This is a genomic window from Okeania sp. SIO2F4, from assembly GCF_010672385.1.
Taxonomy (GTDB): domain Bacteria; phylum Cyanobacteriota; class Cyanobacteriia; order Cyanobacteriales; family Microcoleaceae; genus Trichodesmium.
The window spans coordinates 15,235-35,473 of the sequence record NZ_JAAHGT010000026.1; the positions used below are offsets into that span (position 1 = coordinate 15,235).

13 protein-coding genes and 1 pseudogene are annotated in these 20,239 nt (G+C 35.7%); 8 read left to right on the forward strand and 6 right to left on the reverse strand.

Annotated features, from left to right (window positions below):
* Window positions 1–925: 925 nt before the first annotated feature.
* Entirely contained in the window at window positions 926–2,182 is a 1,257-nt protein-coding gene (locus tag F6K22_RS03045; RefSeq protein WP_293093098.1) for a BaiN/RdsA family NAD(P)/FAD-dependent oxidoreductase, read from the reverse strand.
* A 312-nt stretch (window positions 2,183–2,494) separates the two neighbouring features.
* The gene (gene rd / locus F6K22_RS03050) at window positions 2,495–2,659 is read right to left on the reverse strand and encodes a rubredoxin (protein ID WP_293093101.1); all 165 of its coding nucleotides are present in this window, start codon (window positions 2,657–2,659) and stop codon (window positions 2,495–2,497) included.
* A 1,808-nt stretch (window positions 2,660–4,467) separates the two neighbouring features.
* Between rd and F6K22_RS03055 the strand changes: the two genes are divergently transcribed.
* Both F6K22_RS03055 and F6K22_RS03060 read left to right on the forward strand, forming a co-directional pair.
* Window positions 4,468–6,372, forward strand: coding sequence for a hypothetical protein (locus F6K22_RS03055; RefSeq protein ID WP_293093103.1), 1,905 nt, complete (start codon window positions 4,468–4,470; stop codon window positions 6,370–6,372).
* A 161-nt stretch (window positions 6,373–6,533) separates the two neighbouring features.
* Entirely contained in the window at window positions 6,534–6,833 is a 300-nt protein-coding gene (locus F6K22_RS03060; protein ID WP_293093105.1) for a Uma2 family endonuclease, read from the forward strand.
* On the opposite strand, the gene F6K22_RS03065 is transcribed toward F6K22_RS03060, so the two are convergent.
* From F6K22_RS03065 to F6K22_RS03075, 3 genes are all read right to left on the reverse strand, one after another.
* Window positions 6,809–7,024: a hypothetical protein gene (locus tag F6K22_RS03065; protein WP_293093107.1), complete on the reverse strand. Its 216-nt coding sequence runs from the start codon at window positions 7,022–7,024 to the stop codon at window positions 6,809–6,811. The two genes, F6K22_RS03060 and F6K22_RS03065, sit on opposite strands and share 25 nt — an antisense overlap.
* Before the next feature lie 161 nt (window positions 7,025–7,185).
* Complete coding sequence (locus F6K22_RS03070) at window positions 7,186–8,427, reverse strand: CapA family protein (protein ID WP_375340130.1); 1,242 nt, start codon at window positions 8,425–8,427, stop codon at window positions 7,186–7,188.
* A gap of 811 nt (window positions 8,428–9,238) precedes the next feature.
* Window positions 9,239–12,472, reverse strand: a complete 3,234-nt coding sequence (locus tag F6K22_RS03075; RefSeq protein WP_293093112.1) for an EAL domain-containing protein — start codon at window positions 12,470–12,472, stop codon at window positions 9,239–9,241.
* Window positions 12,473–12,937: 465 nt separating this feature from the next.
* Here F6K22_RS03075 and F6K22_RS03080 point away from each other — a divergent pair, with 465 nt between their 5' ends.
* The 3 genes from F6K22_RS03080 to F6K22_RS03090 all read left to right on the forward strand — a co-directional run bounded on the left by F6K22_RS03080 (window position 12,938) and on the right by F6K22_RS03090 (window position 18,244).
* Entirely contained in the window at window positions 12,938–14,674 is a 1,737-nt protein-coding gene (locus F6K22_RS03080) for a trypsin-like peptidase domain-containing protein (RefSeq protein ID WP_293093115.1), read from the forward strand.
* Window positions 14,675–15,144: 470 nt separating this feature from the next.
* Complete coding sequence (locus tag F6K22_RS03085; RefSeq protein WP_363272739.1) at window positions 15,145–16,626, forward strand: DUF1800 domain-containing protein; 1,482 nt, start codon at window positions 15,145–15,147, stop codon at window positions 16,624–16,626.
* Between the two features lie 391 nt (window positions 16,627–17,017).
* Complete coding sequence (locus F6K22_RS03090; RefSeq protein ID WP_293093121.1) at window positions 17,018–18,244, forward strand: DUF1501 domain-containing protein; 1,227 nt, start codon at window positions 17,018–17,020, stop codon at window positions 18,242–18,244.
* 294 nt (window positions 18,245–18,538) lie between these two features.
* On the opposite strand, the gene F6K22_RS03095 is transcribed toward F6K22_RS03090, so the two are convergent.
* Window positions 18,539–18,670: a hypothetical protein gene (locus tag F6K22_RS03095; protein WP_293093124.1), complete on the reverse strand. Its 132-nt coding sequence runs from the start codon at window positions 18,668–18,670 to the stop codon at window positions 18,539–18,541.
* A gap of 257 nt (window positions 18,671–18,927) precedes the next feature.
* Here F6K22_RS03095 and F6K22_RS03100 point away from each other — a divergent pair, with 257 nt between their 5' ends.
* The 3 genes and pseudogenes from F6K22_RS03100 to F6K22_RS41685 all read left to right on the forward strand — a co-directional run.
* Window positions 18,928–19,386, forward strand: a complete 459-nt coding sequence (locus tag F6K22_RS03100) for a hypothetical protein (RefSeq protein ID WP_293093126.1) — start codon at window positions 18,928–18,930, stop codon at window positions 19,384–19,386.
* Window positions 19,387–19,439: 53 nt separating this feature from the next.
* A pseudogene (locus F6K22_RS41680) lies at window positions 19,440–19,835 on the forward strand (hypothetical protein); the annotation flags it as partial.
* A gap of 207 nt (window positions 19,836–20,042) precedes the next feature.
* The coding region (locus F6K22_RS41685; protein WP_375340131.1) for a pentapeptide repeat-containing protein at window positions 20,043–20,239 on the forward strand (197 nt) is incomplete at its 3' end.

Genomic DNA, 20,239 nt, shown 5'->3' on the forward strand with positions numbered 1-20,239 from the left:
ATTTTGAGAACTATATACCGCTACGGGTCAGGCAAAAGGCAAAATTTGACTGTAACAAGGTTTCAGCTTTTACCAATGTCAAACACCTTCAACCTTAATGCGTAGTGCTATATATAAATCATACACGAAAAGGTAAAATTGGACCATTGTTCACTTTACTATCCTGGTAGGAACGAGGAAGGGCAACACAACCAAGAACTGCAAACTTTGCAGGGAGGTTTCATGGAACCTCCCTACTGTTGTCTAAAAAAATGATCGATGGTATAATACCAAGCGTAATAAATGTTTGCTACAAATAACCAGACTATTTTTTAGGAGCCAGGTAGGGGAGTCTTCGGATTGGCGACCTATACTCAAAAGTCAGAATGAATGGCTTTAGTACAATTTTTTAGGTCGGAAATTATCTTTTTCTCTTGGTGCGCGTTCCCTCTCTTGGTCGATTGGATATGCCTCACTTCGGAGCGGCTCTGTTAAGAGCGGGCAACCCATCCATCCCATCCTAGGTCATGCTCCGCTTTCCGACCGCTTGCGCCGTGAGACGGCACGGGGTCCGACCGCTTTGTCAAAGAGAAATCTGTTCTACAGTCTTTTAATCATACTTATTATTCGTAACATTCTTTTTTCACGCTTGGTATAATATCTGTAAAATTAACAGAAAAACTATTGCCCTGCACCCTATTCCCCATTCCCTATTTACCGAAAAAACTAAGGTTTAAAGCCTCTACTTTCAAGGAGAAAAATTGGTTGAGGGATGGCGAGGTTTCCCTTCCTTCCAGGACGCTACGCGTTTCATGTCGCGCAGCTAAATGCCATATTCAATCGACCAAAACAAAAGAAAAAAATTTCCTTTTAACCTTACCTTTTCTTAAAGAGAAGAGGTAATTAATAATTAATAATTAATAATTAATAATTATTGAATCAAGTCCTAATTATTAGATAAAACTTTTATTCCTTGACCTGCTAACCATCCAGTTGTCCATGCACTTTGAAAATTAAAACCACCTGTAACTCCATCAATATCTAAAATTTCTCCGGCAAAATACAATCCCTGACAACAACGACTTTCCATAGTTTTAAAATTAACTTCTTTCAAACTTACCCCACCACAAGTAACAAACTCTTCCTTAAAAACCCCTTTTCCTCGAATCTCATATTTACCTTGAGTCAATTCCAAAATTAACTTATTAATAACTTTATTTGATAACTCCGCCCAACGTTTTTGAGAATCAATATCCGCAGCAATAATTAAACGTTCCCATAAACGACGGGGTAGAGAAAACGGACAACTATTAACGATCGCCTTCTTCTCCAAACTCTTAAACTCTAACAACTTAGTTCGTATATCCTCTGGATTAATATTCGATAACCAATTAATTAATAAATCAGATTGATAATTATTTTCATAGAGAAATCTAGCACCCCAGGCAGATAACTTTAAAGTTGCTGGCCCACTTAAACCCCAATGAGTCACCAGCACAGGGCCAATTTGTTTTAACTTAGCCTTCGGAAGTTGCAAGCAGACATTCTCAACCGAAATACCTGCCAAATCTTTGAGACGCAGGTCAGAAATATTGAAAGTAAACAGAGAAGGAACAGGAGGAACAACTTTATGGCCTAATCCTTTTGCCAAACGATGGCCAATAGAACTACTGCCAGTTGCCAGGAGTAAGCGATCGCATTCTAGAAATTCTCCCGATCTTAACTCAACTACAAATAAATTCCCCCCTTCATCTGTTGTCTTGCATTTGACTGAAACCACTGCTGCACCTGTACGAATATTTATTCCTTTAGACAAAGCAACCTTAGTTAAACATTCAACTATTGTGGTAGAATCATCAGTAGTGGGAAACATCCGTCCATCTGCTTCAGTTTTTAACTGCACCCCTCTTGCAGCAAACCATTCCACAGTATCACGAGCTTGAAATCTAGTGAATGCACCCCGAAGTGCTTTGCTACCTCTGGGGTAGTTTTGGATAAATATTGCTGGGTCAAAACAAGCATGGGTGACATTACAACGTCCGCCACCAGATATACGTACTTTAGCCAGAGGTTGTCGCCCTGCTTCTAAAATGGTGACATGGGTGTCGGGAGAGTTACAGGGGATGTCGGCCGCTGCCAACGCTCCAAAAAAACCTGCTGCTCCCCCACCAACAACTACAATTTTAACAGGTGGGACAGACATTTTATATGTATTAGACATCTGGTGAAAAAGATATAGACTTTTTGTAAGAGTAGGGAATAGGGAACAGGCAAGATATTTTCAGGAAAAAGGTACGAAAAATGATTTTTTTACGAACTTTTACAACTATAGCTGATGCTAAATAAAAGGCAAGTTTATTTTCTGGAGATATCTATAGCAATCCTATTTTATTTGTCTATAAAAATCTTACTGCTTTTAGGGAAGAGGGAAGAGGAAAGAGGGAACAGGTGAGAGTTTCAGTTTTTTTATCTACTTTTTGATTACCCGCAACCTATGCGCGGATTGCTATATTAGTTACTCTTCAACTGGTTCAAACTCATCTTTGCCTACTCCACAAACCGGACAAACCCAATCATCAGGGATTTCTTCAAAGGCAGTTCCTGGATCTATACCGCTGTCTGGGTCTCCTTCTTCTGGGTCATATATATATCCACAGACAATACAAACATACTTTTCCATCTTAATTTATTCCTCTGTAATTAGTTCATCTGGATTTTACAAGTTTGTGGACTAGAGCTTCTACTATCAAATTGCAAAGTTTTATTAAATTGTCAATTCAAGTAGTGCGGATAGATCGCTGGATAGGTTGATTTTATCAAGAGCGCGAGGAAATAGTATACTGTCAAAGAGTTTTAGCATTTAGAGATGTCCTAATCTTAATGTGTAGCGCTATAGTATCTAGTGGTTGTAGTCCTATTAATTTAAACTATAGCCTACGCATTTAGGGCACAGACATTGTTCAACAATTAATAATTAATAATTAATAATTAATAATTAATAATTAATTATTACCTCTCCTTGAAAACGGATAGGATTGACGAACAGGAAAAATTTTTTCTTCTCTCTTGGGAGATTGGAGGCAAGCGAGGAGACCTCGCCATCCCATCCTAACGGACTGCTCCGCTTGCCAACTGCTCTCTTGGTTGATTGGATATGGCGAGGGGACCTCGCCATCCCTCAACCGCTTTTTTCCCTTTAAAAGGGGAGGCGCATACCCACAATTTCTCGGTAAATCCTGTTTGCGGAGCATTTGGACAGAGATTACTTTTAACTAGCTATCAGCTTGAGCGCATTTAGCTGGAGCGCTCTTCAATTCGAGGGTAACGGTCCCCCACAAGAGGAGCGAAAAAATTAGTGGTGCGCTTTGCGTGGGGGGGGGGAAAGAATCCCCCATTATACACCTTGAATAAGCTGACTGCTGTTAGCGTTAGCGAAGCTCCTCTGTAAGAGGCAGCTCCTCTGAAAGAGGCTAGCTGAGTGCTGAGTGTTACTTCAATTAATAATTATTAATTATTCGGTAATTATTTTTTGATCGGCAATTTATCAACCTCGTTCTAGGCACTTTTTCCAATCTATAATGCTTTCCTGCCCATTAGTGACCCAAACGCGCAGGCAACAGGCAATAGAGGGAATAAAAAACCAATCGGATAATACTTTATAGCAATTATGAATCCAACAAGTTTATAGATATACCAACTCGTCTGCTATAGGATTAAAAATGTAGGCTTTCTCATAATTGGCAAGATACATAAGTTTTAGATTTTAGGGCTAACTACTGAAGTTAAATAATTTGAAAAATTAGGATAAATCTCAATAAATCATTAGAACAAATTGATTATCTGAGATAATACCGACAAGTCAAAAAAAGAAGCTAATTTCATTCTCTTGTCAAATAATTTATATCATTGCTAACCAGTTGAAATGAAATCTTTAACTGAACAATCTAAAAGTTAATAAGTAGAGCGTGGTAAATTTTGTGCATTATATATCAAATTGTAAATTAGCTCAAAAGTCAGTTATATCATTCTTTTGAAATATTTTGTGACTAAATATGCAACCTATTTTTTTTAGCTTGGTCTACTTAATAAACAAAAAACAATACTCCCTCAAAACGCTGGTTTTGCACATCATGCTTATAATTGGAAGTCTATTATTTATACCAAAAATTTATTGTACAAACCGGGTTGATTTGCCTAAGTCCTATAATATTAAAGCCCCTATAATATAGGTTGAGGTAAGTTGAGTAGAACAGATTTTTTTTATTTATATAATTTCGTCTAAAATTTGATTATTAGTTTGTCAGTCTTTCTATACTTTCTAATATTTATTTATTCCTCAGTTATCAATCCTGAAACGACCTTTAAATAAGGTGCAAAATTCAAGAATAGAGTCAGGTATATATCCCCTAACTGTCTTCTAAAATATTCCTCGATCATCTCAATTAGGGGTTTAGTAGTGGGAAATATTCCAGTAAAAATTACATAATTATGTTATCCCCAAAATCTCCTAAATCTAACCGTTCACCTTTATTATTCTTAAGTGAACGAATTATGGCATTACTAATTCTTGCCAACGTAATTTTAGTAATATTTGATGTTACCTATATACAATTTCGCGATCTGTATCTGAAGGCAGATTTAAACTTACAAAAACTTACTGATACTCCCCAAGAAAAATATCTGCAAAAAGTAGATAAGTTACAAGAAGAATTAGAGAAAAAGGGTTTACAGTCATCAAACATAGAAAATTTATTAGAAGATTTACGCCTTAGTAGTATACAGATATTTATTAATCGCCCTCCATTTCGAGTCATAGATAACTATGGTGCTTTAGCAAAAATTAAGCAAAGATTTACTACTCATCTCGGCAGAAAAAATTTTTCACAAGCAGTACAAGTATTCTGGCAACAAGATTATTTAGAAGCACAGGGTTGGCAAAGTCAGTTAGATTTTTTCAATGAACAAATCCGCCCTTTAATGTTATTGTATGAACCACAATTAGGATATGATTTAATTAAGGGAATAGAGCCATTCCGTGATTCACAAGATTATCTAATCGCAGTTAATGAACTGAGAATACTGTTGGAAAGACAAGGTCTAGAAGCAGCAGAAATAGAACTCTTACTCAAAAATTTGCGTAACAATAGTACCGAATTAATTGATAGAGATTATTATTTCCAGATAGTTAATCAAGTTATAGTTTTAACTCAAATCAAATACGAGATTAAGCAACATATTTATAGCCAGACTATAAACAGTAATATTGATATTGATTTAACTCCCACTCTCCAATTTTTACAATCATTAAACTGGCTTCAATATTTAGCACCGGATATTTTGTGGGCAGATAAATCATCAAAAGCAGCATTTAATATATTCTGGAGTCGCCAACATCTAGAAACATATCAATGGGAACGAGAGTTAGATTTTTTTGATAAAAATATTAAATTTTTGATGCAGTCCTATTACTTCCGTAATTTAGATACAAATGGGAAATTTGTAGATAGATTTTGGCTAGTAGACTTGCCTTGGATGGCTATATTTTGGATAGAGTTTCTACTACGTCTTTTAGTAATTATTCGTCGTCGTAATTTAACTTTATGGGTTGCTATTAAACAGCGTTGGTATGATGTTTTTTTATTGCAACCGTGGCTACCTGAACTACGAATGATTACTGCTTTTATTCGTTTAGACAAAGTTAAATTACCAAACATGGAACAGTTATATACTGATATTCGGTTCAAGTTAATTCGTAGTTTTGCTAAAGAAATAACTCAAGTTGTAGTCAGTGGAGGTATTGAGAAGCTACAAAAGAATGTGAGTAAAGGTTCTCTAAAAAGAGCTATTTTTGAGTCAAAAAGTAAGCCTGATAAAGTTTATGTAGAAAACAAAGATTCAGGCAAAATCCAAGAAATTATTAACCGTCTATTCCAAGTAACTGCTTGTCAAGTTCTTCCAGAAATTCATGGAGACCTTGAAGATTTTTTGCATTATCAAGTCGAAAAATCTATGCAGCAATTATCTATATATCGAGGTTTGCAAAAAATACCTTTTATTCGTCGCTTACCCGATCAAATTGTTAATAATTTAGTAACACAAATATCTAGTACAATTACTACAGGTCTGCAAAAAGCCTATCAAACACCACCAGATGCGGTAAGTATCAAACTTAGACAACAGTTAGTAGAACACTTTAGCAGTAAGTTAGTCTCAGAATTACAGGAAAAACAAACTTTTGATGAAATAGAAATTTTAATTATTGATTGGCTTGAAGAAGTGAAAAATAGTTACGTTAAACCTAATTTAAAATCTTCTGAATCAACTATTCCTAAAATTGTACCTACAACAGTAATTGAACTAAAAGCTGAAAATGAAAGTAAAAATAGTGAGTAAAAATAGTGATTAAAAATAGATAGAGTAGGTTAGGTTTCGTTCCTCAACCCAACACTATAACCCCTTGAAATTATATCAAAAACAACAATTGATTTATAAGCTGAAAAAAAGTTTCATTATGTCCGTTAGATGATTATTCCGAACGACAACCAGATATAGCTTTGTTGGCACCGAAAGCAGATTTTTACGAATTTGGACATCCTAAACCTGCGGACATATTTCTCATAGTGGAAGTGGCATACACTACTATTAAATCAGACCGTGAAGTCAAAATTCCTCTCTATACAGAAGATAATATTATTGAAGTTTGGTTGGTAGATATTAACAACCAATGTGTGGAGGTATATAGACAACTTATTGCCAGTCGTTACGAACAAGTGCAAAAATTACAGCGGGGTCAAAATTTATCTATTCAAAGGTTTCCGAGTATTAATATTCAAGTGGATGAAATATTAGGATGAGATTTTGCCATATTGTATTGAGTTGGGGGTGGTGGCGCATTGTAATGGTCGTGCATTATCCGGCAATATTTGCTCTTGAAAACAGTGGGAGCATCTTGCTCCCGTGAGAGGTATTTCTTTTTCCCGCGTTGCTGAAACCTTGGGATGAATCTTTCACGGACCACACGGACCACACGGACCACACGGACCACACTAATTCATCCCACATATAAGCAACGCCCTTTTTCCTGTATACCATTACGCAAGCAGGAGTACCTAGTTGGGTTGCGATGTCGCTTAACCCAACCTAACAACTAATAAAAAACCTGCACTTTTTATCCCACAGAAATCATCAATTTTTTCCTCCTACTCCCTACTCCCTACTCCCTACTCCCTCTTTTAACGAATTAATATGACTTTTCATTTGGGTTAAATATTTTTCCAATAACAAATAATCTCTAGACTTAAGTAAAGGATAGTTTTTATTAGTAACAACCTGCTCTAAAGACAAAACCCGAAAGTTTAATTTCCCATTTTTCCGATAACGATGTACCCATGTCGGTAAAGCTTCCACGGCAGAAATTTCAATCGTTTCTTCTGGAAAACTTTTCTGAATATTAACTTGAAAAATTACTCCCAAATCAGTATATTTTCTAGTCTGATTGGAAATAAAATTCCCCATAGAATAAATCGCAACTGCCTGACGAGTATCCCCATTTTCTTCAGTAATTTTAAAAATTTTATAAGGTTGAACTACATGAGGATGACTACCCAAAATAATATCTGCTCCCCCATTAACCAAACTTTCCACTAATTGTTTTTGTTGAGTATTAGGTAGACGTTGATATTCTGCACCAAAATGTAGAGAAACTGTAACAATATCTGCCCCTTGTTGTCTGGCTTTACTAATATCTTGAAGAATTTTTTGTTCGTCAATTAAATTTACCAGATAATCTTTCCTTTTGGGAATAGGAATGCCATTAGTGCCGTAAGTGTAAGCTAAAAAAGCCATCAAAATTTCATTTTTTTCCACCATTAAAATTTCTTCAGATTCCGCTAAAGAAGCTGCCGTACCCACTGGATAAATGTCGCGATCGCGCAGATTTTCTAAAGTTTTCAAGACACCTTTTTCTCGTCTATCTAAAGAATGATTATTGGCAGTAGTTAAAATATTAAAACCTGCCCATTTAATAGCATCAGCTAATGTTGCTGGAGCATTAAATAAAGGATATCCTGTATATCTAGATTCAGGTCCTGCTAAAGTTGTTTCTAAATTACCAATTACCCAATCGCCAGCAGACAAAATATCCTTTACTTCCGTGAAAAAACTCTGATAAGAATAACTCTTAGTTTGAGAATTATAACCCGATTTTATTTGCATACCGTGCATCATAATATCTCCAACAGCAATTAATTTTGCCTCCGTAAAATAAGGAGTTGGTAGAGGTAATTGAATTGATTCTACAGGCAAAATTTCTGGTGTTTTTTCTGCTTTACTTTCAGGAAATATATTGCAACCAGAAATAAATAGTATTGCAGTAAAACAAATGAATTTGAAGATAGGGAATAGGGAATAGGGAATAGGGAATAGGGGGAAGATACTATTATTTTTCATTATATTGGTGGCTCAACAGGTTTCTTAATACTTATTTTACCGAAACAATTAAACAATTAAACAATTAGATAATTCACCCTTTAAAGCCTCCCCAATAAAGGGGAAAAAAACGGTCGTTTAGCTAGCGCACAACGCGCGTTAACGCGGAGCGACTTGAATTGCGGAGCTTCCCGAAGGGTGGGATGCCGAGGTCTCCTCGGCATATCTAATCGACCAAGAGAAATAAATTTTTTCCTTTTAGTCAATCCTCTCCCTAAAAGGGAGAGGTAATTATCCATTATCCATTATTGAAAAACAGTCTCTTATATCATGTCTCATTGATTATCCGAACATGATATTATTCAATAGTTTTTTTTATCAAAAAAATACTTTATTTATCAAAATAATTTTACCTAAAAATTGTGGTCTAAAGTCTCCCTTTTTAAAGGGATAAAAAAAGAGACTATTCCTTATGTCAAGTATCCTTATTGCAGAGGTACTTATAACTGATAACTGATAACTGATAACTGATAACTGAAACGACTCCTGACTCCTGACTTCTCCCTAATTATTTCTAATTAGGACTTGCTGATTAAATCTAAAAGCATTGACATTCTAATGGTAAAAGCATTTTCAGGTCGCCAAAAGTAATATATTTTTGGCTGATAAGGCTCAAAAAGTTAGTATTTTAGGTAAGAATTGGACAGAAAAATCAAGGGATAATTTTTCCTTCTACCTCCTCTTTTACTCCCTATTCCTCTTGACTCTTCACTACTCCCTACTCCCTACTCCCTACTCCCTACCTCAACCAAAAGACTTCCATAAGCAAACCCTAATTAGAATTGTTATTTATACTAGCAACTAAACCAGTTGCTGCTGCCATATCTAGGGGTTTAGAAAATAAATAACCCTGACCATATTCACACCTTAAAGCTTGAAGCTGAATCACTTGCTCTGAAGTTTCTACCCCCTCAGCAACAACATCTATACCTAAATTATGAGACAAAGTAATAATTGAACGGATAATTTCGGTTGGCTCAATTGAACCCTCACTTACCAAATTAACAATACCTATTCTATTGACAAAAGAACGGTCAATTTTTAAAGTATTCATGGGAAAACGGTGTAGATAACTTAAAGAAGAATATCCAGTGCCAAAATCATCAATACATAACTCAATATTCCTTGCCCTTAACTGAGACATTTTTTCTGTGACAGACTCATTATTTTCAATCAAAGCACTTTCGGTAATTTCCAGTTTTAAATTACTACCATCAAGCTGAGTTTCTAAAATAATTTTGTCTATTTGCTCGATTAAATCTGTTTGAGCAAACTGCTTTACAGAAAGATTAACACTCATTTTCAAAGGATAATTATTCGGCCATTGATTTTGCCATTGACGTAATTGGAAGCAAGCTTTTCTTAACACCCACAAACCAAGAGGTATAATTAACCCTGTTTCCTCCGCAAGAGGAATAAATTCACAAGGAGAAATTAAACCAAGTTCTGGATGCTGCCAACGTATCAGTGCTTCAAAACCAATAATTTGATTTGTTGTGAGGGAAACAATTGGTTGATAGTTAAGCAGAAACTCAGATTGATCGGTAAGTGATTGATTCTTAAGATTTTTGAGAGCGCGTTGTAAATTATTCTCCAACTTTAAACGTTTTAGAAGTTCAGTGTGCATAGAAGTACAAAAAATTTGATGAGACCCTCTACCTAAATCTTTGGCAGAGTGCATAGCTATTTCTGCATCTCGCAAAATATGTTCTGCAGCTCTAATACTCGTGGAACTGGAGCTAATACTTGTGGAACTCAGAGCAATACCAATACTAGCAGTAATAAATACCTCATTTCCATCTAAAATAATTGGTAAAGTTAGTTGTTTGTGGATACGATTAGCAACAGAGGTAGCATCCCTAACCGCAGAAATATCTTCTATCAAAATTACAAATTCATCTGCACCAAGACGAGCAACTGTATCTCCATTACGCAGCAATTCTTTTAGTTTCTTGGCGATCGTAATTATCAGTTCGTCTCCTATATGATGACCAAGACAATCATTCACAACTTTAAATCGGTCAATATCTATAAATAGCACTGCAAACAAAAAGTTTTTTCGGCGTTCAGCATATTTAATTGTTTGCTGCAAACGATCCATAAACAGAGTACGGTTAGGGAGATTAGTCAGTAGATCGTGGAGTGCATCATGTTTCCATTGTGCTTCAGTTCGCTTACGCTGAGTAATATCGTGACTGTTGATAATGATACCTCCCACTGCTGGATCGTGTAAAAGATTAGTTACAACACCTTCAAAGAAGCACCAATAACCACAACGATGCTTAACTCGATACTCAATAGGTGATTGACTTATACCAGGGTTTTCAATTGCTTTGTTGAGAGTGTAAGTAATGAGTAAGAAATCATCAATGTGAATTAGATCGAAGAGACTATTACCCACAGCTTTTTCTGGTATATATCCCAAAATTTTCCTTACTGATGGACTGACATAACTAGAAATTCCATGAGCATCAATAATCAAGATCAAATCCGTAGCATTTTCAATCAGAGCGCGAAACCTCCGTTCATTGTCTAGCAATGCTTTTTCTGCTTGTTTGCGCTGAGTAATATTACGCAGAATCGCAATCATCGCTACCAGCTGTTGTTGACTAGCAATAGCAGTTTCTTCTGCTTGCTTACACTTTGTAATATCTGTCTTTGTTCCCATCATCCTAAATGCTTTTCCTTGACTATCTCTAATAGCAACTCCACGACAGAAAAACCATCGGTAACTGCCATCTTTATGTTGTATCCTATGTTCCATTTCATATTTCGGTGTTAATTCTGCCAAGTGATAATTTTTTGCTGTTATCATCTGTTCTCGGTCTTCTGGATGAACTAGCTGACTCCAATCATCTATGTGGTTTCTAATTTCCCAATCTTCAAAACCAAGCATTGCCTTCAATATAGGGTCAAGGTAAATTTCGTTAGTTTGTAAATCCCACTCCCAGATTCCTACATGACCTGCTTCAATAGCAAGTGCATAATGTTCCTGACTTTTGCGTAGTTCTTCTTCTACTCGCTTGCGTTCTGCTATTTCTATTTGTGCTTGTTCATATAATTCTGCTTGGTGGATAGCAATAGCACAATGATCGGCAATTGACTTTAATAAAGATAGTTCATCCTTACTCCATTGTCTTTCCCGATCGCATTGATGTAGAATAATTCCGCCTAGATAAGTATTCTGATACAACAATGGTGTAATTAAAACCGATATTACTTGACACTTATCAATAATATTTTTTACTTCTGGCAGTATGGTTGTATCAAGATTACTAATTTTTACCTGTTCTCCTCTAGCTAGTGATTCAGAATAATACTGATGAACTTGGTAACAGAAACATACTTGATTCTCACATTCAACTGTTATTTTACTGAAATGGCAAAGCTTAATGTTATCTTGACAGTATGGTCTCACAATTAAACAACGGCTAACTTGCAAAACTTGATGTAACTGCTCAAGAGTTTTTTGTAAGACGTCATCAAGCAATAAAGTATTTCGCATTCCCTGAACAATGCGATTAATAATTGTTTCTTGTTGAGCTTGTTGTTGTAATTTTTGAATCGCCAGTTGCTGTTCTTTTTTTAATCTACACTCAGCGATCGCCCGCTCTAAAATAATTGATAAAGTAAATAATCTATCTTTTAAAAGATAATCATTAACTCCAGCCTTTAAAATTGACAAAGTTTCCTTTTCTTGTAATTCGTTTGTAATTAGAATTACAGGAATTTCTTGTCCTGATTGTTGTAGTAATCTCAGTACGTCAAAGATATCAAAATCAACTAAATGATAGTCTGATAATATTGCATCATATACATTATCATTGAGCAATTGTCGGTAATCTAGATCACTGTCTGCAATATCATAAGTAAACTTTATACTATCAGATTTTAAGATGCGTAGGATGAGCTCTACATCTTCCATAACATCTTCCACAATTAGCAAATGTAGTTCCTTGCTGGCTTCTGGCATAATTTGATGCTTTGCCTGTGTTGGCTCTACCATATAAAAGCAACTTAATAAAATTAGCTGAGTTTATCGTTGTTATTATAATCTATCTTTGATTGACAGTATGACATCAAATATTGGAAATATCCTGACATCAGTAGTTGTCGAGAGTTAAATATGCGGAGTTATATACAATTAATTATGGTTTTGGCACAAGACATAGCATTTTTTTGGCAAATCGTAAAGGTGGCAAAAATATTCGATTGTTTTTATTTCTCATTATTACTTTTGTAAGTCCCATAGTTTAGCAAAATTTTGATAAGCTTAATAAAATGAATATCGTTAGTGGTAAAGAAGTAATGATAAGCAGTAGAGAACAGGGAATAGTTCTAATATCCTTGAGCCTTACTATTTGAGGACTACCTAATTATGTATAGCATTTTAGTTATAGTTTAGATTGATAAAATCTGGGATTAAACATCTAAATAGAAAAAATATTACTGAAAAAAAAAGAACAAAAACATGAAATTAAAGAGAATCATTATCATAATTATTATTAGCAATCTACTCAATATAAATACAACAAATATCAGGAATTTTATTGTTAGGATTGCAACCATTATTCCACTAATAACACCAAAAATTGCTATTGGAGCGACAGAATCAGAAATTAACAAAATCGCAGCAGAAATTACAGTTAGAATTGACGGACAAAATAGAAGTGGTTCAGGAGTAATTGTCGAAAAACAAGGAGACACATATTATGTACTCACCAACTGGCACGTTGTCAATAAAGTAGGAGACTATCAAGTACGCACACCTGATGGAAAAATGCACCAAGTTTACTATACCCTAATCAAACAAGTGCCAAATGTAGACTTAGCGATCGTACCATTTAGCAGTTCTCAAAACTACCCCATTGTGGAAACAGGAGACCCAACTCAGTTAGTTCCCGGAAAAAAGGTATTTGTCGGGGGATGGCCTCGTTCTGGCAGCAACCTCAAGCAACGAATTTTTCTCAGTACCGCAGGAATGGTAACAGGTCGTCAGCAACCTGTTGCTGGTTATAGTTTACTCTATGATAATTTAGTCAGAGCAGGAATGAGTGGCGGACCTGTACTAAATGAAGAAGGTCACTTAGTAGGTATTAACGGTATTGTCAAATTGCAAGAAAACTCTGATGTCATTGTCTCAGGAGGTATTGAAATTGATACTTTTTGGAACTGGCGACAACGGGTTTCATTGCCAATTGTTTCCCAAGTACCTCAAACTATTCAAACCCCAGCAACTCCAACAGAAACAACAAATTCTGTTCCTACAACTACTTCCACCAAAGAAAACGGAACCGAAACTACTGTAAACTTTACTCTAGCAAAAGCAATTACCGATGAAATTAGTGGAATAGTTAATTCTATAGTAGCTCTAAATGCTTACATCGTTATGGGTAGCAGTAACGGTATGATTTCAGTGTGGGATATTAAGAATGGGGAAATTATAGCTACCTGGAAAGCACATCCAGAGTCAGTAAACTCCGTCACAGTGACTCCTGATGAACAATTCGTTATCAGTGGTAGTGATGACAAAACTATCAAAATATGGAAACTACCCAAAAATAAAAATATTACTGATATTACCCTGGTGGGAACTCTCACAGGACATACTGATGTAGTAGATGGAGTAGCGATCGCTCCTAACGGTCAAATTTTAGCAAGTGGCAGTTGGGATGGAACTATTAAAGTTTGGAATTTGGGTAGTGGGGAGTTGCTCCAAACCTTAGAAGGACATGCTGAGATAGTCAACGCGATCGCAATTAGTCCAGATGGGCAATTTTTAGCTAGTGGTAGTAAGGATAATCAGATTAAATTGTGGAATTTGCCAACAGGTCAACTGGTTCGTACTATCAATACTAATTCTCTCTCAATTTTATCTGTAGTTTTCAGTCCTGATAGTCAGATATTAGCTAGTAGTAGTAGTGATGGCATGATTAATATTTGGAACTTACAGACAGGTCAATTAATCCATAATTTAAAAGAACATATAGATGGAGTTTGGTCAATAGTTATTACTCCTAATGGTAAAACGTTAATTAGTGGTAGTTGGGATCAAACAATCAAATTTTGGGAATTAAGTACAGGTAAATTAAAAGGAAGTTTAAGCGGACACAACAGTTATATTAGTGCAGTAGCAATTAGTCCTAATGGGCAAACAATAGTTAGTGGTGGTTGGGACCGGAAGATTAATATTTGGAAAGTTCCTTAATTCTGGCAAAAACCAAGTTTAGGAACTTAGAGAATATAAGATAATTACTGATTTTTGCCTATAAATTTTATTGTGGTAAAATCAAAATATTTAAGTTATCATTGTGTGTAGATAGCATTCTCAAAGCTATCTCTTAATACCATATTCGGTTAAATACTTAGAAATAATAGATAATAGGGAACAGGCACTAGAGTATAAGCTTTCTATGGAACGTCTATACAAAGATATTTTATTTATAATTATGCTCCGAACATAATATATAAGTAGATAGGCACAAATCAACCTAAATTCTGAAACAAAATCGAACATAAGCAAAAACTCTTGATATTTCTTGCTTATGACATAGTTATATTTAATTCTGCGGTGCTACTTCAAAACTAACTTTTGTCAGAATCAAATTTGTACAACTGTAAAGCAAAATATAAGATTCTGTCATTCAAAATCTGAGAGTATTTCAGGAGGAATAATTGATGAAAAAAGCCTCTAGGTACTGGATTATATCTTTGCTATTAGGCTTAATTATTTTGTTAGGATTACCAAGTCCTAGCTATGCCGATAGTCAATTTATTACTACCAAAACAATCCATGTTTTAAATCGCCTGAGTTTTGGTCCTAGACCAGGAGATATAGAACGAGTTAAATCTATGGGAATTAATAATTATATTCAATCTCAACTGAGACCAGAAACTATTAGAGAATCTCCTCAAATTACACAAAAAATGGCTAAGTTAACCAACTTCTACTTAGCTCCCACAGAATTATATAAAAAAACTGTTCCTCCACTCAAAAAAGGAGCTAAAGACTTTACTCAAAAACAACGAATACAAATGAACAAAAGTACCAGAAACGTTTTACGAGAATCAGAAAATGTACGTTTACTTCATGGGATATTTAGCAACAAACAACTACAAGAAGTAATGGTAGATTTTTGGTTTAATCACTTCAATATTTCTGTAGATAAAGGTAACTTAGCTCGCCTCTTGGTAGGTACTTACGAAAGAGACGCTATTCGACCTCATGCACTTGGTAATTTTCGTAATTTATTAGGAGCAATAGCTTATCATCCAGCCATGTTATTTTATTTAGATAATGCCCTAAATACTGCTCCTGGTAGTAAAGGTGCTCGTGGCAGACATAAAGGCTTAAATGAAAACTATGCCCGTGAACTTCTGGAGCTTCATACTATCGGAATCAATGGAGGCTATACACAACAAGATATAATAACTTTAGCAAGAATTTTTACAGGTTGGGGAATACAACGTCGTGGTGGAGATGGTACTGGATTTAAGTTCGATTCAAATCGCCATGATTATAGTGACAAAATATTCCTAGGAATACCGATTAAAGGTAGTGGAATAGAAGAAGGAGAAAAAGCATTAGATATTCTTGCAAGCCATCCATCTACCGCCAGTTTTATTAGTTATAAATTAGCTCAATATTTTGTTGCCGATACACCTCCCGGCAGTTTAGTTAATAAACTCGCTAAAAGTTTTCAAGAAACTAATGGCAACATTCGTTATGTGTTAGAAACTTTATTTAATAGTCCTGAATTCTGGAATGAAAAATATTATGGGAGCAAATTTAAAACCCCTTATCAATATATTATTTCTGCTGCTAGAGCAACGGGCACCGAAAAACCAAGATTTGGCAGAATTAAAAGAATTTTAGACCAATTAGGAATGAAGCTTTATGGCTGTAAAACTCCTGACGGCTATAAAAATACTCAAGAAGCATGGTTAAATCCCGATGCCATGATGCGTCGAATTAGCTTTGCTACAATTATATCTCGTGGTCAGTTAAACCAAGGGAAACCAATACGAGTAAATCATCAGCAACTTAGGGCAACTTTAGGAAATAATTTTTCTGCCCAAACTCAAGCCGTAATTAACAATAGTCCAGGTAATTTACAAGCAGCATTAATTTTAGGTAGTCCAGAAATGATGGAAAGATAAATTAATGGATAATTGATAATGGATAATTGATAATGAAAGAGTTTTTTAAATCTCTAATTTTCTATCTAATAATGCTCCAATTATCAATTAATGAAAGCCCTTTACATTAAGCTAATAACTGATAAATGATTTGGAGGTACCGCTATCCCGTGCAAGATGCCCGCACTACAATAATTTTACTATTTAAACTCTAACTCATAGGAGGTACTAATAATTTAGAATCCGGTTGAACAGTTGTCATTGCGACCGAAGGGAAGCAATCTCAGGGGTTGAGGAGATTGCTTCCTTCCACTCCGTTCCAGTCGCAATGACTAGGGTACTGATCCGTTTCAGTCGCAATGACTAGGGTACTGATAACTGAAAGGGCAATATTTAATGTTTTGGAGGCGACATGAAAAGACGTAATTTTATACAATTAGCTAGCTTATTATCAGCTTCAGGAATTATCTCCATTGGTAGTCATGGTTGGGTAGCAAAAGGATTAGCTCAAACCAATAATCGTAAAAAACTAATAGTTGTTTTTCTCCGAGGAGGAGTTGATGGATTAAATGTAGTTATTCCCTATCAAGAAGACGTTTATTATGATGTACGACCCAATATAGCAATTCCTGCTCCAGGAGAAGAAAACGGAGCAATAAATTTAGACGGTCAATTTAGTTTACATCCTGCTCTAGCAAGTATCATACCCCTCTGGCAAAATCGCAGTTTAGCTTTTATTCACGCCTGCGGTTTAAACAACGATACTCGCTCTCATTTTGATGCTCAATATTATATGGAAACAGGAATTCCAGGTAATAAAAAAATTCCTGATGGATGGATGAACCGTCTGTTAGCAAATCTCCCAAAAGATAGACCTACTCAAGCAGTCAACTTAGGAGATACACCACCCCGCATTCTCATGGGTGAAATGCCAGTTGCCAGTCTCCCCACAGGTAGAAAGTCAACCCGCGCTTTGCCAATAGACCGCCCCAAAATTTATGCAGCATTCGATCGCCTCTATAGCGGTAATGATGAATTGAGTAGAGTTTACCAAGAAGGTCGTCAGGCAAGAGATTTATTACTTGCAGACCTGGAGAAAGAAATGGAAGAAGCTTCTGGAGGCGCACCACCACCAAAAGGTTTTGCTGGCGATGCTAAAAATTTAGCTCAAATAATGGTTGGTGACTCCAGAACTCAGTTAGGATTTCTTGCTGTCGGTAATTGGGATACCCACGTTAACCAAGGTAACACTCAAGGTGCTTTAGCAAGAAGATTAAAACCTCTGGGGGAAGGTTTAGTGACTCTAGTTCAGGAGTTGGGGTCGCTTTACTCAGATACTGTAATTTTAGTAATGTCAGAATTTGGTCGCACAGTTAAAGAAAATGGTAATGGTGGCACCGATCATGGTCATGGTAATGTGATGTGGGTCTTGGGTGGTGGCGTGCGTGGGGGTCAGGTTTACGGACAGTGGCCTGGTTTAGATGAATCAGAATTGTTCCAAAAACGCGATTTAGCAGTGACGACGGATTTTCGGAGTGTGATTTCTAGTGTTTTAGAACAGCATCTTGCTTTTGAGCGATCGCAAATAGCACAGGTGTTTCCTGGTTATTACTCTAATCAGGGTTTAGGTTTACTTTAGAGAGTCAGTCAAACTTGAAAATGTGGGTTAAAAAACCTAACCCCCCAACCCCCTTCCCTGCAAGGGAAGGGGGAGCATTTCTCCCCTCTCCTCGCAGGAGAGGGGTTGGGGGAGAGGTCTCCAAGGTTGCCCGCTCCTAACCCACAATTTTAGTTTTGACACGGCACTACTGAAGTGACTCAATTTTAATTTTTATCCCATTCATTTTTAACCCCATCCCAGTCTAACCATTTTGCTTTTTGGGGGTTGCCACCAGCATTTTTTAATTCTTTCATCGCTTCAGATACAATAGTTTTATATTCCGTATTTTCGTTCCAATTGATAATAGTTTCCCCAAGCAGTAATGCTCAATTGCACTGTTGTTTTGTTGCCTTGAGAATCCACCAAAAATCTGATATATTTCAAGATTTCTTGCAAATCGGTCATGGTTTTACCATCCTTTTTTTGAAACGCTTTTTATCAATTATATATAGTCGTAAGTCAAAAGTTAAAAGTATTGCTCTTTATTTCTCATAAATCATTCCTGATTGCTATATTTTTATTCTGATATTACTAACAGGACTTACGCATAGCCACCATATCTGATAGGGGTTAACGGCCATCTACCCCTACAGGTGGTGTATATTTTTATATTTTGTGTAAGTCCTCGTTAATAACAACAAAAAATTTTAGAGGTAAATTCTATGACTAATAATGAAGATAATCAAACTACTATTACTAAAGACAATTATATTGTAGGCAACCTTAATATTCAAGGTAGCGACAATAAAAATAGTATTGAGGGTGATTATAATGTTCAAGGTAATAATAATGTTTTAGCTGGAGAACAAATAACAGCTACTGAAGTAGTTAAGATGTTGGCAGAGTTGGAAGAGAAAATTCATAATTTTACTGCACTACCTGAAGCTGACCGAGAAAAGTCTACCACCCGTTTAAAAGCAGCTCAATTAGAAGTAAAAGAATCTGAACCAGATAAAGAGTCTATTGCTAAGAGTATTAAGCGAGTGAATGAAACTTTGAATGAAGCAGGTAAGACAACTAAGGAAGTAAAAGAGTTAGTTGGAGAACTTTTTCCCACTGTTGTTAAAGTTGCTGGATATTTAGGATATGCTGCTGGAAAAATTTGGATGATGTTACCTTGATATTTTTTATGAGTCAATTACCTAGTCGGTCAAATCAGTCTGGTCAATTTATTATGAATAAGTCAATCATTTCAGGTAATGAAATACAGGGCAGTGAGAATATACAGGGTAATAATAACAATAATGAAATACAAGGCAATAATAATATACAGGGTAATTATAATAATGTTGATAAATCTGATGTGAAAGTTGATGTGACGGTTAATTTAGTCAAGAATAAATCTATTGAAAAAAACGCAGATGGTTGTCAAGAGGAAGATGAGGAATATGAAATTAACTTTGTTATTTCTGGGACAGCTAAAAGAAAAGATAAAACTACTTTGAAAGCCATTGAAAAGCATTTAAGAGGAATTTTAAATGCAGCTTCATTGACAATTTATGATATTGATGAAGGAAGTATTAAACTTTTCTTTAATGGTACTCAAGAAGATTTGGAAAAGTTAGAAAATTCTTTTAAGTCAGGAGAACTGAAAGATATTTTTGATATTCCAATAGAAGATGTGAGTTTTGTTGAAGATAATGAGAATAAGTTAGCATTTACTATTGCTGGAAATGTTTCTTATACTGATATTGCTAAGTTAAAATCTGCTCTTACTGGTGTCGGGCAAAAAGAAATTTTAGTTCAGAAGATTAGAAGTAATAGAAGAGATTTTAAAATTCTAAATCTTGCGAAAGCTGACCTCATTGGAGCTGACCTCATTGGAGCTAACCTCAGTGGAGCTAACCTCAGTGGAGCTGACCTCATTGGAGCTAACCTCAGTGGAGCTAACCTCAGTGGAGCTAACCTTAGTGGAGCTAACCTTAGTGGAGCTGACCTCATTGGAGCTAACCTCAGTGGAGCTAATCTCAGTGG